We start from the raw sequence: 23,806 nt of genomic DNA on the forward strand, positions 1-23,806 counted from the left end.
GATTATGCGTTGGTATGTCCCGGCCCTGCTTGCGCTTTCCCTGACCGCGCCGGTCACGGCCGTGGCGCAGGACGAAACACTGGCGGATATCCGCCAGGAGCTCTCGGCGCTTTTCGTGCAGATCCAGTCCCTTAGGCGCGAGCTGTCGACCACCGGCGGCGTCTCTCTTGCCGTGGGCGGGGACACGCTGCAGCGTATCGACCTGATCGAGGGCGCGCTGCAGCGGCTGACGGCGCGCACAGAAGAGCTACAGTTCCGCATCGACCGGGTCGTCAAAGACGGCACCAATCGTGTCGGCGACCTTGAGTTTCGGCTGTGCGAGCTGGAGCCTGGTTGCGACATCGCCACTCTGCGAGACACCCCGACCCTGGGCGGCGATGCCGCCGTGCCCTCCACTGCGGATAGCACCACGGCTTTGGCCACCGTCACAGGCGACACCACCGAGTTCGCCGTGGGCGAGCAGGCCGATTTCGAGGCAGGGCTTTCAGCGTTGGACGAGGGCGATTTCACCACCGCGGTGACCTTGTTGACCGATGTGGTCGACAACTACCCCGGCGGGGCATTGACACCCGAGGCGAATTTCTTCCGCGGTGAGGCGTTGACCGGACTGGGCGACACGCCAAACGCTGCCCGTGCCTATCTGGCCAGTTTCTCGGGCGCACCCAACGGGCGCATGGCGGCGGACGCGCTGGTGGGTCTGGGCACCTCGCTGGGGCAGCTTGGGCAGCAGGAAGAGGCCTGCGTAACGCTGGCCGAGGTGGCCTCGCGCTTTCCCGGCTCGCTGCGGGTGGTGGATGCCGAGGCGGAACGCGCCCGACTTGGGTGCTCGTGAGCGAAGACGCGGCAGTTCCAGACGATTTCCTTCTTCACTTTGCGGAATCCGCGTTTCTGTGGGACCAGCCCAAACGGATCGGGGTCGCAGTCTCTGGTGGCAGCGATAGCATGGCGACTTTGCTGCTGTTCGTGCGTGCCGCGCAAACGAGAAGCGTGGATATCCACGCGGTCACCGTGGATCACAAGCTGCGCCCCGAAGCCGCGGAAGAGGCCGTTTTTGTCGCAAAAACCTGCGCGGATTTGGGCGTGCCGCACACAACCCTGTCTTGGGAGCATGGCGACATAACCGGCAACCTGCAGGACCAAGCCCGCCGTGCGCGCTACCGCCTGATTGCTGAATGGGCCCACGCGCATAACATTGCGCATGTGGCTCTGGGCCATACGGTGGACGACCAAGCCGAAACTGTCTTGATGAAATTGGCGCGATCCGCAGGCGTCGACGGACTGGCTGGCATGAGCCGCTCGTTCGAACAAGATGGGGTGCGGTTCGAGCGCCCCCTTCTAAGCTTTAGCCGTCAGGATTTGCGAGCCTGTTTGCAGAGGAATAATCTCGGCTGGGTCGAGGACCCCAGCAACACTGACGAACGGTTCGATCGGGTCAAGGCGCGCAATGTTCTCGCCATGCTTGCTCCGTTGGGGATCGACGCGGAAAGGCTGGGCGCGGTCGCCCACAACGCCGCCATGGCCAAATGGGCGCTGGATCACTACATGCGGCAAGAGGCGGGCACCTTGGTACAGGAAGAATCCGGTGACCTCATTCTGACCCGGTCACCGAAGCTCCCGGTCCCGCAAGAGATCGAACGCCGGTTGCTGGTGCAGGCCATCCAATGGGTCTCGGGCGCAGACCACCCCGTGCGCTATTCGGCGCTGGTGTCGATGGATGCCGCCTTCATCCAGGCTGATACCCATACGCTGTCCGGCTGCCTTCTTCGGTTGGACGCATCAAACGGCATTTTGAATCAAAAACTGCGCATCACCCGCGAACATAACGCGGTGAAGGACCTGACCGCGCGCACCGATGAGATCTGGGACGGGCGCTGGGTGCTTGAGGGGCCGCACGCGCCCGATCTGGAGATCCGCGCGCTGGGCGAAGACGGCCTGCGGCAGGTTACAGACTGGCGGGATTCCGGCATGCCGCGGGTCTCGCTGCTGTCCTCGCCGGGCGTTTGGCGCGGGGCGGAGCTTATTTCCGCCCCAATCGCAGGATATCTTAACGGTTGGCGTGCGAAACTCGTCGAATCCCGCGACGATTTCGCCGCTTGGCTGATCCGCCGTTGAACCTCGGCGCTGAACGCTTATCTTAGGGGGAACCTCCGGCACCGCCCCGCCGGATCCCAATTCATGAGGAGAACACCTTGGGCAACGCGCGAAACATCGCCTTTTGGGTCGTCCTTTTCCTGCTCATCCTGGCGCTCTTTAACGTCTTCGGCAACAACCAGTCCGGTCTGGGGTCGAGCGATGTCGCCTATTCGGATTTCGTCGAGCAGGTCGAGAACGGCCAAGTGACCGAGGCCGTCATAGACGGCGAGCGGGTGGAATTCATCAGCGCTGGCGGCGGTCGTGCCGTCACAATTGTGCCTCCGGATACGGACGTCACAACCACGCTGATCGACAATAATGTGGACTTTAAGGCCAGCCCGCAGGAGCAATCCAATTTCACCACGATTTTGATGACATTCTTGCCGTTCATCATTCTGATCGGTGTCTGGATCTATTTCATGAACCGCATGCAAGGCGGGGGCCGCGGCGGCGCGATGGGCTTTGGCAAGTCCCGCGCAAAGCTTCTGACCGAAAAGCATGGCCGGGTGACCTTTGACGATGTCGCTGGCATCGACGAGGCCAAGGAAGAGCTCGAAGAGATCGTGGAATTCCTGCGTAACCCGCAGAAGTTCAGCCGCCTGGGCGGCAAGATCCCCAAGGGCGCGCTGCTGGTGGGCCCTCCGGGCACCGGTAAGACGCTGCTGGCGCGCGCGATCGCGGGCGAGGCGGGCGTGCCCTTCTTCACCATTTCCGGCTCTGACTTCGTCGAGATGTTCGTGGGCGTCGGCGCCAGCCGCGTGCGCGACATGTTCGAGCAGGCCAAGAAGAACGCGCCCTGCATCGTGTTCATCGACGAGATCGACGCCGTGGGCCGCCACCGTGGCGCGGGCTATGGCGGCGGCAATGACGAGCGCGAGCAGACGCTGAACCAGCTGCTGGTCGAGATGGACGGGTTCGAGGCCAATGAGGGCGTGATCATCGTCGCGGCCACCAACCGTAAGGATGTCCTGGACCCCGCGTTGCTGCGCCCTGGCCGGTTCGACCGCCAGGTGCAGGTGCCGAACCCCGACATCAAGGGCCGCGAGAAGATCCTGGGCGTGCATGCCCGCAAGGTGCCGCTGGGTCCCGACGTTGATCTGCGCATCATCGCGCGTGGCTCCCCCGGCTTCTCCGGCGCGGACCTGGCCAACCTGGTGAATGAGGCCGCGCTGATGGCCGCGCGCATCGGGCGGCGGTTCGTGACGATGGAGGATTTCGAGCAGGCCAAGGACAAGGTCATGATGGGGGCCGAGCGGCGCTCGATGGTGCTGACGGACGACCAAAAGGAAAAGACGGCCTATCATGAGGCAGGTCACGCCATCGTCGGGCTGAAGCTGCCGAAATGTGACCCGGTCTATAAGGCCACGATCATTCCGCGCGGCGGCGCGCTTGGCATGGTCGTCTCGCTGCCCGAGATCGACCGGCTGAACTGGCACAAGTCGGAATGCGAAGAGAAGCTGGCGATGACCATGGCGGGCAAAGCCGCTGAGATCCTCAAATACGGCGAGGACGACGTCTCGAACGGTCCCGCGGGCGATATCCAGCAGGCGTCAGCCTTGGCGCGCGCGATGGTGCTGCGCTGGGGGATGTCCGACAAGGTCGGCAACATCGACTATGCCGAGGCGCATGAGGGCTATTCGGGTCAGACCGCGGGCTTCTCGGTCTCTGCCGCGACCAAGGAGATGATCGAGGAAGAGGTCAAACGCATCATTCAAGAAGCGTATGAGACCGCGTTCAAGATCCTTTCCGACGAGAAAGAGGAATGGGAACGCTTGGCGGAGGGTCTGCTTGAGTACGAAACGCTGACCGGCGAAGAGATCAAGCGCGTCATCCGCGGTGAGCCGCCTGTCGTAGGCGACGACGATGCCGATGACGACGACCAGGGCAGCGCGCCTAGCGTAACGGCGATCCCCAAGACCAAGCCGCGCGCCAAGCCGTTGGATGACGGCGGAATGGAGCCTGATCCGGCGTGATCAAAGCCGGTTTGAAGCACCACAAAAAGCCCCGACAAGTGCGGGGCTTTTTCGTGCCATGTCACGCAGACCGCAGCTTTCGGGTTGAGGTCCTGGGCGGCCCAGCCGTAACCTAAGGCGGAATCCCAAAGAAGGAGCGCGCCATGGGTTGCCTGGTCGAAACAAAACATGAGGCAAAGATCGCCTGGCTCGGCATCGTGCCGCCGGACGTCACAGGCGTTCGTTCGGGGCAGGCGGACGAGGTCGTGGCCGGCTTCGAAGGCATCGAAGGCGAGCTGCATTCCGGAACCACACGCGCCTCCTGCGTGCGGGTCACCATGCTGCATCCCAAGGGCACCGAGATCCGAAACACGCGCCAGCTGTCGATCCTGTCGGCCGAGGAGAACGCCCAGATCGCCGCCGAGATCGGCGTTGAGGCGCTGAACCCGGAATGGTTGGGCGCCTCCATCGTGGTCGAGGGCATCCCAGACTGGACCCACGTGCCGCCGGGCAGCCGCTTGCAAACGCCCAACGGCACCACGATCACCATCGACCTCGAGAACGCGCCCTGCCACTTTCCGGGCAAGGAGATAGAGGCGGACCGCCCCGGCCATGGCAAGGCCTTCAAGGCCGCCGCAAAGGATCGGCGCGGCGTCACCGCCTGGGTGGAGCGGCCCGGACCGCTGAGCGTCGGTGACCAGGTGCGGCTATTCGTGCCGACGCAACGCGCCTGGGCGCCTGCGTAAGGTGGCCGAGCCGCTCAAGAACCTCTTCAGCGCCGACGTGATCCGCGCGATGGGCGCGGTGCTTGCGCGGATCGATGGGTTCGACCGCGCGGCGTTCGAGGCACAGGCGCTTTCCGGGCTGGACGATCTAGAGATGATGGAGCGCTCGGCGCAAATCGCGGCGGCGCTGCGCGCCGCGATGCCTCTTGCGTTGCCCGGGGCCTTGGCTCCCTTGACGGGGCTCCTTCACCCGGATCTCCAGGAGGGGATCGACGGCGGCCCGCCGGACGCGGCGGGCCTGCGCGGCTGGTCCCTGGTGCCCGTTGGCAATTACGTCGCCGAGGATGGGCTGGAGCATCCCGAGGCCTGCCTCGGCTTCCTTGCAGAGATGACCAAGCGCTTCTCGGCGGAGTTCGCCGTGCGCCCGTTCTTTCGCGACCACCCCGAACTGACGCTCGAAACCGCCGCGGGCTGGGCGCGCGATCCCAATCACCATGTGCGTCGCCTCGCCAGCGAGGGCAGCCGCCCGCGCCTGCCCTGGGGCATCCGCTTGCAGGATTTCGTGCGCGACCCGGCGCCGGTGCTGCCAATCCTGGCGGCGCTCAAGGACGACCCGTCGGAATATGTGCGCCGTTCCGTCGCCAATAATCTAAATGACATCGCCAAGGATCACCCCTCTGTGGTGACGGGCATCGCCGCGCGCTGGATGAGGGACGCGTCCGGGCCACGCCGCAGGCTGGTCAAGCATGCCTGCCGCAGCCTGATCAAGGCGGGCGACCCGGACACGCTGGCGGTGTTTGGCTATGCCGCGCCGGGTGATCTGGCGGCTGATCTGAACGTTTCGCCAGCCGCCATCACCCTGGGCGAGTCACTGGAGGTCTCGCTGGCGCTCACACACAAGGGGGCGGGGCCGCTGCCGGTGCTAGTCGACCTGGTGCTGGGGTTCCGCAAGGCGAACGGGCAGACCGCGCCAAAGGTCTTCAAGTGGACAGAGACCGAGCTGCCCCCAGGCGAGCCCACGCAATTGACCAAATCGCTGCCGCTCAAGCCGGTCACGACCAGGCGCCACTATCCGGGCGAACAGACGGTCTCGGTCCAGGTGAACGGGGTTATTGTCGCCGCGCGGGAGTTTGAGCTGCGCGTGCCGGATCAGGACGGGTAGAAGGGCACCATGGTGCCCTGCAGCACCGCCACGTCACGCGCTTTGCCGCCGTCGAAGGCCACGACGCTCGCCCCGACCACAACGAGCTTGCGGCCCGCGCGGATCACATGGCCCGTGGCCTCTAGCCGGTCCCCCGCTGCCGGGGCCAGCAGGTTGATCTTCATCTCCGCCGTCAGCACCTCTGCGTCCTCGGGCATCACCGAAAGCGCCGCATAGCCCGCCGCGCTGTCGCCCAGCGCAAAGGACACCGCCGCATGGGCGAAGCCATGCTGCTGGGTCACGCTTTCGAGGATCGGCGCCCGCAGCACTACCTGGCCCTCGGACACCGAGGCCAACTCGGCCCCAATGGTCGCCATCATCGCTTGGCGGTCGAAACTGGCGCGGATCTTTTGCTCTATGCTCATGCGGTCACCCTCGGCATAGGAATGGTCGTCGGGCGCGGCCCAGTCAAGACCGCGCGCGCCTCGGCGCGCATCAGCGTCTGCAGCGCGGGCGCGGTACAGCGCAGGCCGCCCGTGTAAGTTCCGAACGCGGGTAGGACCAGCCGGTCTCTATCATAAAGAAAACAGGGTCGGGACACGGTGCGCCCGCGCGCGCGCACGCTGGCCTTAGGGTGGTAATGGCCCGAGACCTCGCCGCTGGCGCCGGGCCGCGCGATGTGGCGGAAGGTCAACGGCGCAAGCGGCAGCTCGGCCAGATGCGTGCCGCCGAGGTCCACTGGGCCGGGGTCGTGGTTGCCCTCAATCCAGACCCAGCGCCGCCCGGCCATCATCCGGGTCACCCATTCCGTTGCCGCGTCTGTCAGCCCGTCCGCCGCGGCCATATCGTCAAAACTGTCGCCGAGGCAGACGACCGTTCGGGGGGAGGTTGCGGCGATCTCGGCGTCTAGACGGGCCAATGTATCCGTGGTCTCATAGGGCGGCAGGAAGCCGCCCCCGTTGCGCGCGATGCGCTCGGATTTGCCGAGATGCAGATCGCTGACAGCCAACAGGCGCTCTTCGGGCCAGTGCAGCGCCCCAGAGCCGCGCGCCTCGAGCGCCGTGCCCGCGAGCATGATCTGGTTGATGTTCATGCTATGTTCGATAGCGCAAACCGCGCGGATTGCAAGTTTGTTTTGGCCTTCCGCAGATCTTGGCGCGACACAATTTTCTTGCAAGAAAATTGCGAAACTCTTGCAAGAGTTTCTTCAACGCGATCCGCATTGGTCCTCTATGCGTAACCGCTTGCTCGCTTGCGGGCCCAACTTTCCTTGCAAGGAAAGTGCAAATCTCTTGCAAGAGATTTGGCGCACCCAAAGGGCGTACCGGGCCAATCCTCGCCCTAGAGCCCCGCCTCTTGCATCAGTTTCTCGGCCTCTTCCGCCAGGAGCTTCTCGGTCACCGCGGCGCTGTCGACGGTGACCCGGCCTGCCTCTAACAGCAGAGGCGCGGCCAGGGGCGTCACACGGTCATGGATCACGTGATCCACCCGGCCTTGGGTGCGCGCCAGCATCTCTTCGATGCGCCCGAAATCCACGAGGCCCTTCATCGCCTCCTCGCGGGTGATCTGCATCAGCACGTGGTCGGGGTCATACTTGCGCAACGTGTCATAAAGGATGTTCGTCGAGAACGCCGTCTGCCGCCCGGTCTTGCGTAGCCCTGCGGCCTTGCGATCCACCAGGCCCGAGACCACGGCGCTGACCTTGAAGGTCTTCTTCATCACCATATTGCCCGAGAGCCAGGTTTCGAACCCGGCGCGCAGGGCGTCGCGCTGGAACAGGGGCGCGGGGTCGGCGACTTGTTCGAGCCCCCAGATCAGCACCGCGTAGTCGGTCGAGACAAAGCCCATCGGCATCAAGGCCTCTTGGTCCATGCGCTGCGTCAGCAATAGCCCCAGCGTCTGCATCGCGTTGCGCCCGGCGAAGCCGTAGACGCAAGTATGGGCCCGCCCGTCATGGGGGAAGCTTTCGACCAGGATGCGGTCGGCAGTGGGCATTTGGCTGACCTCGCGCTGCAGCATCAACCAATCGGCGGTGTGCTGCGGCAGCTCGGGCCAGATCGGCTGGTGCATCAGGCGCAGGATGCGCTGCGAGAGCTGGGTGGAGGTGGCGAACTTGGTGCCGCCGAACACGGCGACCTTGGGCTTGCGCTTGTTGGTCTTGGTGACCTCGACCACCTGCTCGAGAATGCGGCGGTATTGCACCACCCGGCCCGCGATCAGGAAGGTGTCGCCGGGGGTCAGGGTGGCGGCAAAGTCCTCTTCGATCTCGCCCAGGGGCTTGCGGTGGCCGCGCATGCGCACCTTGACCAACTCGCTGTCCATGATCGTGCCGATGTTCTGGCGGATGCGCTGGGCGGCGCGGGGGTCGCGCAGGCGCCAGACGCCCTCCTCGTCCTCCACCAGCCGCTGCCAGCGGTCATAGGCGCGCAGCGCGTAGCCGCCGGTGGCGGCGAAATCCAGGCAGGCGTCGAACTCGGCGCGGCTCAGATCGGCATAGGCGCCGACGCTCCTGATCTCGCCGTAGAGATCGTCGGCCCGGAACCCGCCACCTGCGGCGGCGATGAGGATCTGCTGGCAGAGCACGTCACGAGGACCGCGACCCGCAGGGTCGCCATCCAGCTCATGGGCCCGCGCGGCCTCCAGCGCCGCCACGCATTCCACCACCTCGAACCGGTTCGCGGGCACCAGGATCGCCTTGGAGGGCGCGTTATAGCGGTGATTCGCCCGCCCGATCCGCTGGATCAGCCGCTTGACGTTCTTGGGCGCACCGACCTGGATGATCAGGTCCACATCGCCCCAGTCGATGCCCAGATCCAGCGTGCCGGTGCAGACGATCGCCCGCAGCTTGCCCGCGAGCATGGCGGCCTCGACCTTGTGGCGCTGCTCGCGCGCCAGCGAGCCGTGGTGGATCGCAATCGGCAGCGCGTCGTCATTGGCGAGCCACAGGTTGTGAAAGAAGATCTCGGCCTGCGCGCGGGTGTTGTGGAAGATCAGCGTGGTGCGGTGCTTTTTGACCTCCTCCAGCACTGCGGGGATGGCGTATTTCGCGCCGCCGCCGGACCAGGGGGGCGGGTCCTCGGTTTGCAGCATGCGGATGTCCGGGTCCGGTCCGGGATCGGCATGCAGGATGTGGCAGGGATCGGGGTGGCGTGCCAAGAGGCCCGCGATCCTGCCCGGGTCCTCGACAGTGGCCGAGAGCCCGACCCGGCGCAGCTCGGGTCTGAGCGTCTGCAGCCGCGCCAGGGCCAGCATCAGTTGATCGCCCCGCTTCGATTCCGCCAGGGCGTGGATTTCATCCACGATCACCCGCTGCAGCCCCGCAAATGTCACCGCGGCGTCCTCGTAGGATGTCAGGAGGGCCAGGCTCTCGGGTGTCGTCAGCAGGATATGCGGCGGGTCGGCGCGCTGCCGCTTCTTTTGCAGGGCGGGCGTGTCGCCGGTGCGCTCCTCTATGCGGATGTCGAGCCCGACCTCTTCCACCGGCCTGCGCAGGTTGCGGCGGATGTCCGCGGCCAGGGCCTTCAAGGGCGAGACGTAAAGCGTATGCAGCCCCTGATGCCCCCCCGTAAGCTCCACCAGGGACGGCAAAAAACCGGCCAGCGTCTTGCCGCCGCCGGTGGGCGCAATCAGCAAGGTTGCCGGGTCCTGCGCGCGGTCCAGCATGTCCAGCTGGTGCGGGTGCGCTGACCAGCCGCGGCGGGCGAACCAGGCGTCAAACTGCGCGGGAAGCGTGCTCATGCTGGATATCTTTGGGCCTCAATAGACGCGCGCTGCCGCCTGGAAAGCTGTCAGTTGCGCGTATCAGATGTTCTTACTACGTTCCAGGCATTCTGTCTACGGAGGATGGATGGCCCTGGTGCCGTTCTATGACGAGATGGGGTGCGTGACTTCTGGCGGCGCAAGAACGCTGAGACGATTGGTGGTCACCCTACGGGCGTGCTGCCTGATGCGTGAGTGACTTGGGCGGTAGGGTGACTTCCCGGAACACATCGCTGATTGGCTTTGAGCAGGGATTTGAAACCCGTCGCGCCGGACGTGATCCGGGGCCTCCCCCTTGAACCAAGCGCAACCTAGGCAGCGGCCGACCTGGAGGACGCCTGCGCGACGTTCCTGTCGTGCGAGCGATCTGTGAAACCCCCGGCGTTTAACTAAGTTGCTACGTTGCAAAAGCGGCCTCCTGGGGGAGGTCGGCCGCTGCCCGAGGCAAGCTCGGGCGGTTGCTCTGCTTGGGTTCCGTCACGTCTGGTGTCGGCAAGCGTCGCCTAATGCACGATCGTCTCTTCCTTGACGAACATGTTCGCCCAGGCGCGGTCGATCAGCTCAGGCGTCATCTGATAGGGGATGCCCTCGAACTCGCACATCGCGATCATCTGGTCGATCAGGAAGATCGGCTGGTAGTTCGCATAGATGTTGTTGATCGTGGGGTATTTCTTTTTGATCAGATGCAACAGCGCGTCCTCTGAGAGTGGTATCTTGCGCTTCTTGGCCACCAGGCTGAAGATCTTCAGGTAGTCCTGCTGCGACGGCCCGTCGATCTTGATCTTAAAGAAGATCCGGCGCAGCGCGGCTTTGTCGAAGATCTCGTTGGGGTGGAAGTTGGTCGAGAAGATCACCAGCGTGTCGAAGGGCACCTCGAACTTCTCGCCCGATTGCAGGGCGAGGATGTCCTTGCCCTCTTCCAGCGGCACGATCCAGCGGTTGATCAGGGCTTGGGGCGGCTCGGCCTGGCGGCCAAGGTCGTCCACGATGAACACGCCGCCGGTGGATTTTAGCTGCAAGGGCGCCTGATAGGTCCGCGAGGTGGAGTTGTAGACCAGATCGAGCATTTCCAGCGACAGTTCGCCGCCGGTGATCACCGTGGGGCGCTCGCACAGCACATAGCGGCGGTCGAATTTGTTGGTGGTGTTGCGCAGGCCGGTCTCGGCGTCGCCCCAGTCCTCGGCGATCGTATGCACGATGGGGTCATACACCGTGATCACCTGGCCGGAATAGAAGATCGCGCGGGGCACATAGATCTTGTCGCCAAGCGCGTCCCGGATGCCGTTCGAGATCGAGGACTTACCGTTGCCCGGAGGGCCATACATCAAGATCGAGCGGCCCGAGCCCACCGCGGGGCCAAGGTTCGAGATCAGCGTGGGCGGCAGCACCAGATGCCCCATCGCCCCGGTCAATTGTTCGCGGCTCATGTGGATATTACGGATGGACTGGCGCTTGACCTGCTCTTGATAGACCTCCAGCGGAACGGGCAGGGCGCCGTAATACTCGGACTGAGCTAGCGCGTCCAAGGCGCGGGCCTTGCCCGCATCCGACAGCTGATAGCCCATCTCGCCCCCGGAATTGGCGTGCAGCGTGCCCGTTGCTTCCACCAGTTTCTGGGTGCGGCACAGATCAACCAGCTCCTGCGTCACCGGCACCGGCAGGCAGAGTACCTTGGACAATTCTGTGACCTGTTCGAGGTTTCGGCGGAACATGGTCTTCAGCAAGATGTCCCGCATCACCACGATGGGGAGCTTCATCTCGTCAATGCGCTTGGGCGCCGGCGGCGCCATTACGTCTCCAACCTGCATGTTCATCGGTCGCTGCTCCGGTTCTTCTTTTGCTTTACGTGCGATGACAGGCTAATTTGGCAAAAAAAGGACGGGGCGAAGGCATGAGCAGACCTAATCCCATTATGTTGCTGGTTTTCCTCGGGGTGGTGATCGCCGGTTTAGGCGGCGCGGCCCTGATGAAGGGCGGGTTCTACATCGCCAAGCATGAGGGCGACACGCTGCACCTGTTGCAGATCCTGTTCCGCATGGCCGACGGCGAATGGCCGCATCTGGACTTTATGACACCGATTGGGATCGCCGCATTCCAACCTGTCGTCTGGTTCCTGGACGCAGGGATGGGCGTGGGGCAGGCGATCCTATCAGCGCAGGTGGTGGTCGCCTGCGCCTTACTGCTGCCCACGGTCTGGGCGGCGTTCTCGCGTTTTCCCAACGGCTTAGCCTATCTCTTTGGGCTCACGGTGATGGTGCTGGCGCTGGCATTGGTGCATGGCGAAAGGGACCTGCTGGTCTCGATCTCGATGCACTACAACCGCTGGGCCTGGGCCGTGGCCTATGTGGTGATCGTGCTGGCGGTGCTGCCGGGCGTCGTGGTGCGCAGCGGGGTGCTGGATGGCGGGTTCATCGGGCTCGGCATGGCGTTCCTGGCGCTCTGCAAGGTCACCTATTTCATCTCCTTCGCGCCGGTGGTGCTGATCGCGCTCTTGCTGCGCCGGGACTGGGTGGCGCTGATCTGCGCGTTGGTCGCGGGGCTGGCAGTGATGGCGGCGGTGACCGCGGAGGCGGGTGTCGCGTTCTGGGGCGCCTATTTGGGCGACTTGCTGGCCGTAGCGGGCTCTGAGGTGCGCTCGCAGCCCGGCATGCCTTTGCAATCCGTCATCGGGGCGCCCGCCTATCTGGGCGGCTCGCTGGTGGTGCTTTTGGGCGTGGTGCTGTTGCGCCAGGCGGGAGAGGCGCATCTGGGGCTGCTTTTGCTGCTGCTGGCGGGCGGGTTCTTTTATGTGACTTTCCAGAACTTCGGAAATGACCCGCAATGGCTGGTCCTGCTGGCGATCCTGCTCTTGGCGCCGCGGGTGGATGAGAAGGCGAGGAACGGGTTCGGCTGGCCGTTGGGCCGCGCGTTGATGCTAAGCGCCGTGGCCGCGCTGGCCTTCGCCACGCCGTCCTTCATAAACCTCGCCTACAGCCCGTTCCGCCACATGAATGTAAACCCCGAGAAATACACGCCTTTACTGGCGGACTCCGGACCACATCGCGACTTGCATGGTCGCATTGTCCGCGCCAACCGGGTGGACGGAACCATGGGTCTGGACGGGCCGGGATCGGGGCTAGAGGGCCGGGCTGAGCTGGCCGACAGAGAGACGACGAAGACCGAATTTTTGGGCGAGCTGCTGCCCGATTGCGAGCTGCGCATGGGGATTATTGCGTGGTTCGAGGTCATTGCCGCAGACCTGGAGGCGAATGGGTTCGGCGACACGAAGATCTACACCGCCGACATCTTCTCGAGCCTCTGGCTCTTCGGGGACAACCCGCGGCTGGTCGGCGGATCGCCCTGGTATTACGGCGGCTTACCGGGGATTGCGGACGCCTCGCACCTGCTGGTGCCGCTCTGCCCAGCCTCGGAAGCGATCCGAAAGCAGGCGCTGGAAGCCGTTGCAGCGCGAGCGCTTACGGTGGAGGAGGTCCACCGGCACGGGCTTTACATCTTAGCCGAAATCAAGCGCTAGGCCTGCGGATATAGCACCACGCGGGTGCCCTTGGGCACCATCTGGTAGAGGTGCTCGATATGGCTGTTGGCCAGCCGCGCGCAGCCGTTCGAGACCGCCTGGCCCAGCGTCCAAGGCTGCGGGGTGCCGTGGATGCGCAGGAAGGTGTCCGCGCCCTTGGCGTTGAAGAGATAGAGCGCCCTGGACCCCAGCGGATTTGTCGGGCCGCCGGGCACGCCGTTCTCGAATTCCTTATAGGCCGGGTTGCGCTCGATCATCGACTCGGTGGGCTTCCAAGAGGGCCACTCTTTCTTGGCGCCGATGGTGAATTCGCCCGACTCATAGAGGCCGTGGCGCCCAACACCCACAACATAACGGATGGCTTTGCGTTTCTCCATCGTCCAGTAGAGGTAGAACCTATTGGGGTCGACATGGATCACGCCGGGTTCGAGCCCCTTCTTAATACGGACCTCGACCGGCATATGCTCGGGTGGGATCTCATAATTCTTGCGGGCAAGGGCCACCGAGGGCAGGGCCGCTGCGGCGCCAAACATGGCCATGAAATCTCTTCTATTCGTCATAATACGCTCCGATTGTGGCGGAAGAATGCCACATATTGTGTGAGTCGGGGAGGTCAGGGAATCCATGCTCGCGCAGAAATCAGTGGCGCGGCTGACGGTGTTCGGCGGGCTTAGGTGTCCCGCCGAATACCGCTAGATTGATCGAACAGGTGGATGTTGCCGCGATCCACCGCGAACCGCATGACGGCGTCTTTGTCGTTCGTGACGTGCACGCCGGGCAGGCTGACCGTGATGGCGTCGCCTGTTGCGGTCAGGCGCCCATGCAGCAGCGTGTTCGCGCCCAGCGGCTCGGACATCTGGATCTGCGCCTCGACCGGACCGTCGTCGCGCAAGAAGAGATGCTCTGGCCGCATCCCCAATTTGACAGGACCATCGGGACCGACCGCGGCGCCAATGATGGCATCGCCCATTTTGACCTCACCGCCCTCTACCTGCGCGTCATAGACATTCATCGCGGGGCTGCCGATGAACTGTGCCGCGAACAGAGTGCGCGGCGTCTCATAGACCTCCAGCGGCGTGCCGATTTGCTCGGCGACGCCCGCGTTCATCACGATCATGCGGTCGGCCATGGTCATCGCCTCGACCTGGTCGTGGGTGACGTATAGCGAGGTGATCCCCAGCTTTTCCTGCAGCTCGCGGATCTCTAGGCGCATCTGCACGCGCAGCTTGGCGTCGAGATTCGAGAGCGGCTCGTCAAACAGGAACACGGCGGGTTCGCGCACGATGGCCCGGCCCATGGCGACGCGCTGGCGCTGGCCGCCGGAGAGCTGCCGGGGCTTGCGATCGAGCAGCGGCTCAAGCTGCAAGAGCTTCGCCGCCGCCTGCACCTTGGACTCGATCTCGGCCTTAGGCAGGCCTGCGATCTTCAGCCCGTAGCCCATGTTCTGGCGCACCGACATATGCGGGTATAGCGCGTAGTTCTGAAACACCATGGCGATGTCGCGGTCCATCGGCTCTTTGTCATTGGCCCGCGCGCCACCGATCAGAACGTCTCCATTGCTGACCGTCTCCAGCCCCGCAACCATGCGCAGAAGCGTGGACTTGCCACAGCCCGACGGGCCCACGATCACGATGAACTCGCCATCGGCGATCTCCATGTCGATCCCGTGGATCACATCCGTGGGGCCAAAGTTTTTCTTGATCTGGTTGAGTGTAACCGTCGCCATTTATTTCTCGCTATCCACAAGTCCGCGCACAAACAGGCGCTGCATCGACACCACCACGATCACCGGCGGGATCATCGCCAGGATCGAGGTCGCCATGATCACCGGCCACTCGGCCACGTCATCGCCCGAGGGGAACATCTGCTTGATGCCCATCACGATGGTGTTCATCTCTGGGTCCGTGGTGATCAGAAGCGGCCAGAGGTATTGGTTCCAGCCGTATATGAACAGGATCACGAACAAGGCCGCGATATTGGTGCGGCTCATCGGCACGACGATGTCGATGAAGAACCGCATCGGCCGTGCGCCGTCCACGCGAGCCGCCTCGGCCAGCTCGTCCGGGATCGTCAGAAAGAACTGCCGGAACAGGAACGTGGCGGTGGCGGACGCGATCAGCGGGAAGATCAGCCCGGAATAGCTGTTGAGCATGCCAAAGCCCGCCACGACCTCGAAGGTGGGCACGATGCGCACCTCGACCGGCAGCATCAGCGTCAGGAAGATCATCCAGAAGAACGTGCTGCGGAAGGGGAAGCGGAAATAGACGATGGCGAAGGCGCTTAGCAGCGAGATGATGATCTTGCCCACGGCGATCCCCACCGCCATCACCAGCGAGTTGAACAGCATCGTCGCCACCGGCACGTTCACGCCAGAGAACAGCGCGGCGGTGTAGTTCTCGATGAACTGGTCGCCGGGCCAGAGCGGCATCGGCGGCTGCACGATCTCGGGCTGGGTGACCGTGGAGGCCACGAAGGCCAGCCAGATCGGGAAGAAGATCACAAGCACGCCCAGGATCATGAACGCATGGGTCAGCCAGAGCCCCGCGCCGCGCTTTTCCACCATGCCAGATTGCTGGGCCATCAGTAATGCACCCTCTTCTCGATATACTTGAACTGGATCACCGTCAGCAGCCCCACCACGAAGAGCAGGATCACCGACTGCGCCGAGGAGGACCCCAGGTCCTGGCCGACGAACCCGTCCGCGAAGACCTTGTAGACCAGGATCGTCGTGCTCTGCTGCGGCCCGCCCGCGGTGATCGTGTGGATCACGCCGAAGGTCTCAAAGAACGCGTAGACCACGTTGACCACCAGCAGGAAGAACGCCGTGGGAGTGATCAGCGGCAGGACGATGGTGAAGAAGCGCCGCCAGAAATGCGCGCCGTCGATGGCCGCGGCCTCGATCACCGAGCGCGGCACCGATTGCAGAGCCGCGAAGAAGAACAGGAAGTTGTAGCTGATGCGCCCCCAGGCCGAGGCCACGACCACGAGGCCCATCGCCTCGCCGCCGTTCAGCACGTGGTTCCAGTCGTATCCCAGCTGCCCCAGATACCAGCTGATAACGCCCACGCGCGTGTTGAACATGAAGAGCCACAGCACGCCGGCCACGGCGGGTGCCACCGCGTAGGGCCAGATCAGCATCGTGCGGTAGACGCCCGAGCCCTTGATCAGCCGGTCCGCCAGCACCGCCAGGAACAGCGCCGGCACCATCGAGCAGACCGTCACCAGGATCGAGAACACTGCCGTGGTCAGGAATGCGGCGCGATAAAACTTGTCGCCCAGCAGGAACTCGAAGTTCCCCAGGCCCACGAAGCGCGCCGAAAGCCCGAACGGGTCGGGTATAAACAGCGACTGCCAGATCGCCTGGCCCGCTGGATAGAAAAAGAACACCGCCGAGATCAGCACCTGCGGGGCGATCAGCAGCAGCGGCAGCATCCAGCCGCGAAAGGTTACACGCTTTTCCATTGAGTCATCCGGCGGGAGTGCCCGCCCCAGGACTGGCCCGGGGCGGGGATTGTTTTAGACTTAGCGGTTGGCGGCTTCGAAGCGGCGCAGCAGCGCGTCGCCACGCTCCTTGGCGCTGTTCATGGCTTCCTCGGCGGATTTGTCGCCCGCCCAGATCGCCTCAAGCTCTTCGTCGATGATCCCGCGGATCTGGTCGAAGGAGCCCAGGCGCAGACCCTTGGAGTTCGCCGTCGGCTGCTTGGCCGTCATCTGGATCACCGCGATGTCCGTGCCGGGGTTCTTGTCATAGAAGCCCTGGCTTTTGGTCAGATCGCCCGCCGCGATGGTGATCGGCAGGTAGCCGGTGTTCTGGTGCCAAGAGGCCTGCACGTTCGAGGTCGACAGGAACGACAGGAACTCGCCCACGCCCTTGTACTCGTCCGCCTCATGCCCCTGCATCACCCAAAGCGACGCGCCACCGATGATGGTGTTCTGCGGCTCGTCGGCCACGGCTTTCCAATAGGGAAGGGGGCGCACCTCGAAGTCAAACTTGGCTTCGGAGCTGATGCCCGCGTAGCCCGCCGAGCTTTCGGTGAACAGGGCGCATTCGCCCGCGCGGAAGTTCGCGCCACCTTCGTTGCGGCGACCGGTGTAGATGAACTTGCCGTCCTGGGCCCATTCGCCCATGGCGCTCAGATGCGCGATCTGCGCAGGACCGTTCAGCATCAGCTCGGTGTCGAGACCTGCAAAGCCATTGTCTTTGCTGGCAAACGGCACGTCGTGATAGGCCGAGAAGTTCTCGAGATGGATCCAGCTCTGCCAAGCGGTGACCAGCGGGCAATCCTCGCCGCCGGCCTTCAGCTGGTCGAGCACGTCGCCGACCTGCTCCCAGGTGGACATGTCGGTGTCCGGGTCCACGCCCGCCGCCGACATCGCGTCGCGGTTCACCCAAAGGACCGGTGTGGAGGAGTTGAACGGCAGCGACAGCATATCGCCTTCAGTGGTGGTGTAGTAACCCTTGACCGAGCCGATATAGGCGTCGGAGTCAAAGGTCGCGCCGCTCTCGGCCATCACCTCAAAGACCGGCTTGACCGCGCCACCGGCGGCCATCATCGTGGCGGTGCCCACCTCGAAAACCATCAGGATATGGGGCTGCTCTTGGGCGCGGAAGGCGGCGATGCCGGCGTTCAGCGTCTCGGAGTAGTTGCCCTTGTGGCTTTGCACGACAACGTAGTCGCTCTGGCTGGCGTTGAACTCGTCAACCTGCGCGGCGACAAGCTCGCCCAGGCGGCCGGTGAAGGCGTGCCAGAACTGAACCTCGGTCTGGGCGGCAGCGATGTCCGCCGCGATGAGCGACGACGCAAAGGCCAATGCGGATACTTGTAGTTTCATTTCGTTCTCCCAGTGTTTCGTCCTGTGCGGACTCGATCTCTGTGGCACGCAAAAACAACCGTTACGTGACAATGCGCCAAAAAAAACCCACTGGCTGCACAGAGTTAGGACCTGCAGGTTCGTTGGATACGCAGAAAGCTGCAAACAGTTTCGCCGTTTTGTCGAGCGATTTCAAGGGGGTACATTGTAACATTATGTTAAATAATGATATTCTTGACGCCGCGAGCGTCTCTCGCAATCGGTTGCGTTAATGTTTTTGGTGAATTCTGGGGCCGGTGTGGGGCGCGTAACCGCCCGCGTCGGGCGCATTTTCCGCCGATTCTGTCACCGGACTGACGTTACGTAAAGCATCTGGCCGATCAGGTTGATTGGTCTTCGAGAGCAGGCACCGGGTCGAGCACCAGAATCAATCGTGTCTCGCCGGTTCCTTCGATCGGCGGCGAGCGATGCAGCAGATTCGAGACAGGCTTCGTGGGCCAAAGCGTGCCGCGCAGCAGGATCGGCGACCCGGTCTGAGCCGTAAAGACCCGCTTGGGATCGTTGCCATCATGGGAGATACCGTATTGCGTGCCGGTGCCGCGATAGGTGCAAACAAGCTGCGATGTGATCGCGTCGATATGGAACTTGCTGCAGGCATTGGTGGTCACCACATCCAGCCGCAATCGCAGGAACCGAGCTGGCAGCAGGCCCGAGAATATATCGGCCAGCGTGACCACATCATTGTGCAGCCAGTCTCGTTCCGGCCCGGCGGGCAACCCGGCCTCGTCGAAGAGATGCCGCGCCGTGTCGGCCACGGCATGGGGCCGCAGTGTGACCCTGCCCTGCGGCAGAACCTGGGGGTCCAACCCGTCCAGCCAAATCTGTACGTCGCGCGGGGTCTGGCGCCGCCAGATGGCCGCCACACAGCCCGGATGCAAGAACGCGCCCAGCTCGGCGGGGGTGTCGGCGATGCCCACACCCAAGACCGCGTCTTGCGGTGCCTTTTCGTCGGAGGTCATACCGCATCCTCCACCCGCCGGTAGCCGGGGAGCGGGTCGGGCAGGTCCTGCGGCAGCTTACCGTTCAGGAGCTCCAGGGTTATCCGGGGAGAAAACGGCTGACGCGCGCGATAAACGTTTGAGGCATGGCCGCGTGCCACGGTCTCGGGCGCGCGGTTGAGCGGCGCGATCTTCCCCACGCCCAGCAAGCAAGAGGGCACAGTATAAGGCAGGCGGGCGACGGGCATAGGCGTTCCTGATAGGCATCTGAATAAATAATTTATAACATATCAACTAGTTACAGACTAAGGACGGGCCACGCACAATTCGCCGCCTCTGCGGCCGATCAACTTATTGCGCGCGCATTTTTCCAAGCCTTTAACACGGCGTGCGGTGAGTCCGTTGGGCAAGCCGCCCGAATCGGAGGTTAGCGTCTTGTTTTATGGGAAAACCGGGCGTTGGTATCAAGTCGGTATTACGTCAGTATTGCATCGGTGCAGATGTCTGGGAATAGTACTGCGACTTACTGCTGATAGAGACTGTGCAGAAGCATCGCTGTTCTACCCGTCCGCGGATAGCTTCACTTACTTTGTTTCCTTTCTGGAGCCAGAATTAGACTGACAGCGCCTGCGATTGGGGCGGTGACTAGAGCGGTCCATTTTGCTCCTTCCGCGAAGGTCGCCGTCAGTGCGTCGCGGAGCATTGATCAAGATGGGCTCAAACCCGCAACTCGGTGTAATTATTCGGTCAGACCGTATCGGGTTCTAAACCGGAGTTTGGCCTCGCGAGGTACAGCCAGCGGGGCTGGCGGCGACGTTGGTTGCGGTTCGGCAAGCCAACAGTGTCCTCTGCGGCCTGGGGCGGCTTTTCGTATTTCTTGGGGTGAGAGGCCCTGGCTCCGGGACCACCGTCGAGACGGCGGCCGATGTTCTGTCGCGCTTCTGGCTAGATTTCTTCATGTCCAGGCGCAGCTTTTCCATCGCGCCCAGCAGATCGGCTCTTGGTCGACTGGAGTCTCTTGGGGCCAGTGGGCATTCACAGGCCGCGCTTTACTCAGTGCCGTTATGAGGCGGCAGATGTGCCAGCGCCTCGACCTCGGTCGTCCATTTGCCGGCCCTCACATATTGCTTGGAGGCGTCGGTAAAGGGCTGGTAGTCCCAAACCGGCGGCGCGCCGATCTTATGGCTGCGATCAATCAGGCGGCGCCGGTTCTGATCCTTGATGATCCGCGCAGACAGCGCGTCCACGTCCCAGGTTGCACGCGCCTCGGCCATCAGCGCGTTCAGCGGCGCGTCGTAGCGCGCATCCCCTGCGACATTTCTAAGCTCGTCCGGGTCGGCGCCGAGATCGAACAGGATGGGCGGGTCGCTTTCGCTATAAAGCAGCTTCAGCCGGTCCTGAACCATCATGAAGGCGGGCTCGAACACGCCTTCTGAAAGGAACTCCGCCGGGATGGTTCGGTGCCCAAGGGACCCGCCGCTTAGGCAGGGCAAAAGGGACGCGCCGTCGGCCTCAAGCACCTGATCCGCCGTTCCCGCGAGCTGCGCAAATGTCGGCAGCAGATCCAGAAGGGATACGGTTTCGCTGCATCGGCCAGGCGTTAGCCGATCGCCGGCCCAGAAGATCATCGGCACGCGGCTTGACCATTCGTAGAACGACTTTTTGTAGTAGAGCCCGCGCTCGCCCATCATGTCGCCATGGTCGGAGACGAAAACGACCAGCATGTCCCTGGCCAGATCGGTTTCTTCCAGCACCTGCATCAAGGCCGCGACCTTCGAATCCACATATTCGATCGAGGCGTAATAGCCGTGGCGCGCGCGCCGGATGACGTCGTCGGTCACATCCGCGTCCCCAATGGAGTAGTGCCCATGGATGCGGGCGCTGTGGGGGTCCATTTCGTCAACCGGGATTGGGGGGACCTTTGGCAGGTCAATCTCGTCCTCGGCGTAGATGTCCCAGAACTCGGGCCGCGCGACATATGGATCATGCGGCGACGTGAAGGACACCGTCAGCATGACGGGCTGCGCGCTGTCATCGCGCGCGCGGTCGTAGAGCCACGCGCAGGCCTTGGTCGCCACTTCATCGTCGTAGTCGATCTGCAGCGAGCGCAGGCAGGGGCCCGCCTCCAAGACATTCGTCATGTCCTGGAACGTGACCTTGGCCTCGGGTTCGGCCCAGTTCGGCGTCCATCCGAAATCGGACGGGTAGATGTCTGTGGTCAGCCGCTCCTCGTACCCATGCAGCTGATCAGGCCCGGTGAAGTGCATCTTGCCCGACAGGCATGTCCGGTAGCCGCCAAGGCGTAGGTAATGCGCCAGCGTCGGGATGGCGGCCGAAAAGTCATGCGCGTTGTCAAAGCCGCCCACCTTGGATGGCAGCAGCCCCGACATCATCGAGGTCCGGGACGGGCCGCAAAGCGGTGAGTTGCAATAGGCGTTCTCAAAGACCACCCCCTCTGCCGCCAGCCGCGACAGCGCCGGCGCCTTGACGACCGGGTGGCCATAGAAGGGAAGCGCCTTGGCCGACATCTGATCGGCCATGATGAAAAGGATGTTTGGTTTTTTCATATCAAAAGCAATCTCTGTTTTGAATATTGTTGACAATTTACAAAAATGCGTCAAGGTATAGGTTAGCTTTAAGGGGGATGTCTCGTGCACGAGTGGGATTTTGCTGCGACTTTGGCAGACATGGACCTTCTGTTGCTGGGCCTCTGGAACACGATCCAGGTCTTCGTTCTGGCGCTTGCATTCGGGGTCCCGCTTGGCCTTGGCCTGGCGCTTGGCCGGATGTCGCGCACCCCGGTCCTGAGCCAGCTTTGCTCCTTCGTTATCGAGTTCTTTCGGACGACCCCGCCGCTGGTGCAGCTGTTCTGGTTCTTCTTCGCCCTGCCGATCCTGATCAGCGTGCAGATGACGCCCTTCGTAGCCTCGGTTCTGACGTTCTCGATCCAATCCTCGGCCTTCTTCGCCGAGATCTTCCGCGGCGGCATCAACTCGATCGACAAGGGGCAGTGGGAGGCCGCGAAGGCCATCGGCATGACCCGCAAGGCAAGCCTGCGCCGAATCATCCTGCCGCAGGCGGTCAAGCGCATGATCCCCGCCTTTGCCGAGCGGTCCATCGAGCTGCTGAAGACAACGACGCTGATCTCTACCGTGTCCTATGCCGATCTGATGTTTCAGGCCAACGAGCTGGCGTCGAAGACGTTCCGCCCGCTTGAGGTCTACACGGTGGTCGCGGTGATGTATTTCTTCCTGATCCTCGTGTTCTCGCAGATCACCATCCTGTTGGAGTACCGCCTGGCCAAATCCGGTGAAGGGACGATGAGGTAGCCATGAACCATAACTGGAATTTCGCGTCGGTCTTCGCCTATTGGGAAGTCCTTGCCGTGGGCCTCTGGGGCACGCTGGTCCTGTTCGTCATCTGCACGGGCCTGGGCCTGAGCGGCGGGCTGATCATGGGCATGCTGCGTTACTCGAAATCCCGTTGGGTGAACTACCCGGCGCGGCTTTACGTCGAGGTCTTTCGCAACACGCCGGTGCTGGTGCAGATCATCTGGTTCTTCTTCGCGCTGCCGGTGCTGACCGGTATCGAGGTGACGCCGTTCCTGGCCGCCATCCTGGGCATAACGCTCAACACCATCGCCTTCTCTGCCGAGGTCTTCCGCGGCGGCATCCAGTCGATCGAGCGCGAGCAATGGGAAGCGGGCAAGGCTATCGGCATGTCCTACGGGCAGACCATGCGCCGGGTGATCCTGCCGCAGGCGCTCAAGCGCATGCTGCCGCCGCTTACGTCGCGCGGGATCGAGGTGTTCAAGATGTCGACGCTTGCCTCGGTCGTCGCCTACCCGGAGACGCTGCAGCAGGCAAAGCTGATTGCGTCTTACGAATACAATCCCATTGAGGCCTACACGGTGGTCGCGCTGATCTTCTTCGTCGTGCTGCTGCCGATGGTACAACTAACCTACGTGCTGGAACGCCGGTTCGGAAAGAGTGACGCATGACAAACGCCGTTGAAATCCGTGAACTACACAAAAGCTTTGGTGACCTGGAGGTTCTGAAGGGGATTGATCTGGATGTCGCCCAGGGCGAGGCCGTGGTGCTTTTGGGCTCCAGCGGGTCCGGCAAGTCCACGCTTCTGCGCTGCATCAATTTCATGGAAGAGCCGACCTCGGGCCGGGTCAGCCTCAACGGCGATCTGATCGGCACCGAGCAGGGCGGGCGGATGCGCTACCGCGAGAGCGATCTTTGCCAGCTGCGCACCCGGATCGGCATGGTGTTCCAGCATTTCAACCTGTTCCCGCATAAGACCGTTCTGGAAAACGTCATGGAGGGCCAGGTGATCGTCCTGGGCCGCTCTAAGGCCGAGGCCAAAGAAAAGGCCATGGCGCAGCTGGCCCGCGTGGGTTTGGAGGAGAAGGCCCCGGAATACCCGGCGCGGCTCTCCGGCGGCCAAAAGCAGCGCGTGGCCATCGCTCGCGCCCTGGCAATGGACCCCGAGGTCATGCTCTTCGACGAGGTCACCTCGGCGCTTGATCCCGAGCTTGTCGGCGAGGTTCTCAAGACCATGCGCCAACTGGCCGAGGAAGGCATGACCATGGTCTGCGTCACCCATGAGATCGGCTTTGCCTATCACGTCGCCAATAAGGTCTGCTTTTTGCATCAAGGTCAGATCCTAGAGCAGGGTGCGCCCCAGGTCGTTCTGAAGACCCCCGAGACCAGCCGCGTGCGCGAGTTTCTTGAGGGGCACTCGCTATTCAAACTACCAGAATGAGC

Annotated in this window: 21 protein-coding genes; 9 read left to right on the forward strand and 12 right to left on the reverse strand. The window is 63.2% G+C overall.

The annotated features are described in order from the left end of the window. The first annotated feature begins 4 nt into the window (after window positions 1-4). The 5 genes from ybgF (at window position 5) to AIOL_RS22020 (ending at window position 5,972) form a co-directional block, all read left to right on the forward strand. Window positions 5-832 carry a tol-pal system protein YbgF gene (gene ybgF / locus AIOL_RS22000; protein ID WP_049645613.1) on the forward strand — a complete coding sequence of 276 codons (828 nt, stop codon included), beginning with the start codon at window positions 5-7 and terminating at the stop codon, window positions 830-832. Next, window positions 829-2,112: a tRNA lysidine(34) synthetase TilS gene (tilS, locus tag AIOL_RS22005; protein WP_049644953.1), complete on the forward strand. Its 1,284-nt coding sequence runs from the start codon at window positions 829-831 to the stop codon at window positions 2,110-2,112. Before ybgF ends, tilS begins: the two co-directional genes overlap by 4 nt. A gap of 77 nt (window positions 2,113-2,189) precedes the next feature. Then, window positions 2,190-4,106, forward strand: coding sequence for an ATP-dependent zinc metalloprotease FtsH (ftsH, locus tag AIOL_RS22010; RefSeq protein ID WP_049644954.1), 1,917 nt, complete (start codon window positions 2,190-2,192; stop codon window positions 4,104-4,106). A gap of 143 nt (window positions 4,107-4,249) precedes the next feature. After that, window positions 4,250-4,831 (forward strand): MOSC domain-containing protein, encoded by a 582-nt coding sequence (locus tag AIOL_RS22015; RefSeq protein ID WP_049644955.1) that lies wholly within the window; start codon window positions 4,250-4,252, stop codon window positions 4,829-4,831. Window position 4,832: 1 nt separating this feature from the next. Continuing rightward, a complete protein-coding gene (locus tag AIOL_RS22020) occupies window positions 4,833-5,972 on the forward strand; it encodes a hypothetical protein (protein WP_049644956.1) in 1,140 nt (379 codons plus the stop codon). Here AIOL_RS22020 and AIOL_RS22025 read toward each other — a convergent pair. From AIOL_RS22025 to AIOL_RS22040, 4 genes are all read right to left on the reverse strand, one after another. Continuing rightward, a complete protein-coding gene (locus AIOL_RS22025) occupies window positions 5,960-6,376 on the reverse strand; it encodes a PaaI family thioesterase (RefSeq protein ID WP_049644957.1) in 417 nt (138 codons plus the stop codon). The genes AIOL_RS22020 and AIOL_RS22025 overlap by 13 nt on opposite strands. Next, window positions 6,373-7,044, reverse strand: a complete 672-nt coding sequence (gene pdeM / locus AIOL_RS22030) for a ligase-associated DNA damage response endonuclease PdeM (protein ID WP_049644958.1) — start codon at window positions 7,042-7,044, stop codon at window positions 6,373-6,375. The genes AIOL_RS22025 and pdeM overlap by 4 nt, the downstream gene beginning before the upstream one ends. 248 nt (window positions 7,045-7,292) lie before the next feature. Then, window positions 7,293-9,689 (reverse strand): ligase-associated DNA damage response DEXH box helicase, encoded by a 2,397-nt coding sequence (locus AIOL_RS22035; RefSeq protein WP_049644959.1) that lies wholly within the window; start codon window positions 9,687-9,689, stop codon window positions 7,293-7,295. A 524-nt stretch (window positions 9,690-10,213) separates the two neighbouring features. Continuing rightward, on the reverse strand, window positions 10,214-11,524 hold the full coding sequence (locus AIOL_RS22040; protein ID WP_049644960.1) for an ATPase: 1,311 nt from the start codon (window positions 11,522-11,524) through the stop codon (window positions 10,214-10,216). Between the two features lie 77 nt (window positions 11,525-11,601). Here AIOL_RS22040 and AIOL_RS22045 point away from each other — a divergent pair, with 77 nt between their 5' ends. Beyond that, window positions 11,602-13,224, forward strand: coding sequence for a hypothetical protein (locus AIOL_RS22045; protein ID WP_152912642.1), 1,623 nt, complete (start codon window positions 11,602-11,604; stop codon window positions 13,222-13,224). Here the strand turns inward: AIOL_RS22045 and AIOL_RS22050 are convergent. From AIOL_RS22050 to betC, 8 genes are all read right to left on the reverse strand, one after another. Next, a complete protein-coding gene (locus AIOL_RS22050) occupies window positions 13,221-13,784 on the reverse strand; it encodes a L,D-transpeptidase (protein WP_049644962.1) in 564 nt (187 codons plus the stop codon). The two genes, AIOL_RS22045 and AIOL_RS22050, sit on opposite strands and share 4 nt — an antisense overlap. Before the next feature lie 110 nt (window positions 13,785-13,894). Then, window positions 13,895-14,950 carry a sn-glycerol-3-phosphate ABC transporter ATP-binding protein UgpC gene (gene ugpC, locus AIOL_RS22055; RefSeq protein WP_049644963.1) on the reverse strand — a complete coding sequence of 352 codons (1,056 nt, stop codon included), beginning with the start codon at window positions 14,948-14,950 and terminating at the stop codon, window positions 13,895-13,897. Further along, window positions 14,951-15,787: a sn-glycerol-3-phosphate ABC transporter permease UgpE gene (gene ugpE / locus AIOL_RS22060; RefSeq protein WP_049645614.1), complete on the reverse strand. Its 837-nt coding sequence runs from the start codon at window positions 15,785-15,787 to the stop codon at window positions 14,951-14,953. It abuts the gene before it with no gap. 17 nt (window positions 15,788-15,804) lie between these two features. Beyond that, window positions 15,805-16,686 (reverse strand): sn-glycerol-3-phosphate ABC transporter permease UgpA, encoded by an 882-nt coding sequence (ugpA, locus tag AIOL_RS22065; RefSeq protein ID WP_049644964.1) that lies wholly within the window; start codon window positions 16,684-16,686, stop codon window positions 15,805-15,807. Between the two features lie 60 nt (window positions 16,687-16,746). Continuing rightward, window positions 16,747-18,057: a sn-glycerol-3-phosphate ABC transporter substrate-binding protein UgpB gene (gene ugpB, locus AIOL_RS22070; RefSeq protein ID WP_049644965.1), complete on the reverse strand. Its 1,311-nt coding sequence runs from the start codon at window positions 18,055-18,057 to the stop codon at window positions 16,747-16,749. Between the two features lie 359 nt (window positions 18,058-18,416). Next, window positions 18,417-19,055, reverse strand: coding sequence for a DUF1826 domain-containing protein (locus AIOL_RS22075; RefSeq protein WP_049644966.1), 639 nt, complete (start codon window positions 19,053-19,055; stop codon window positions 18,417-18,419). Continuing rightward, window positions 19,052-19,282: a hypothetical protein gene (locus tag AIOL_RS22080; RefSeq protein ID WP_049644967.1), complete on the reverse strand. Its 231-nt coding sequence runs from the start codon at window positions 19,280-19,282 to the stop codon at window positions 19,052-19,054. Before AIOL_RS22080 ends, AIOL_RS22075 begins: the two co-directional genes overlap by 4 nt. A gap of 801 nt (window positions 19,283-20,083) precedes the next feature. Continuing rightward, the gene (gene betC, locus AIOL_RS22085) at window positions 20,084-21,601 is read right to left on the reverse strand and encodes a choline-sulfatase (RefSeq protein ID WP_049644968.1); all 1,518 of its coding nucleotides are present in this window, start codon (window positions 21,599-21,601) and stop codon (window positions 20,084-20,086) included. 84 nt (window positions 21,602-21,685) lie between these two features. On the opposite strand from betC, the gene AIOL_RS22090 reads away from it, so the two are divergent. Genes AIOL_RS22090 through AIOL_RS22100 form a run of 3 tightly spaced genes read left to right on the forward strand, consistent with a single transcriptional unit; the run spans window position 21,686 to window position 23,804 of the window. Beyond that, a complete protein-coding gene (locus AIOL_RS22090) occupies window positions 21,686-22,363 on the forward strand; it encodes an amino acid ABC transporter permease (RefSeq protein WP_049644969.1) in 678 nt (225 codons plus the stop codon). A 2-nt stretch (window positions 22,364-22,365) separates the two neighbouring features. Next, a complete protein-coding gene (locus AIOL_RS22095) occupies window positions 22,366-23,034 on the forward strand; it encodes an amino acid ABC transporter permease (protein WP_049644970.1) in 669 nt (222 codons plus the stop codon). After that, window positions 23,031-23,804, forward strand: a complete 774-nt coding sequence (locus AIOL_RS22100; protein ID WP_049644971.1) for an amino acid ABC transporter ATP-binding protein — start codon at window positions 23,031-23,033, stop codon at window positions 23,802-23,804. The genes AIOL_RS22095 and AIOL_RS22100 overlap by 4 nt, the downstream gene beginning before the upstream one ends. Window positions 23,805-23,806: the final 2 nt, after the last annotated feature.

The sequence above is a fragment of the Candidatus Rhodobacter oscarellae genome (assembly GCF_001078595.1).
GTDB classification, from domain to species: domain Bacteria; phylum Pseudomonadota; class Alphaproteobacteria; order Rhodobacterales; family Rhodobacteraceae; genus Rhodobacter_B; species Rhodobacter_B oscarellae.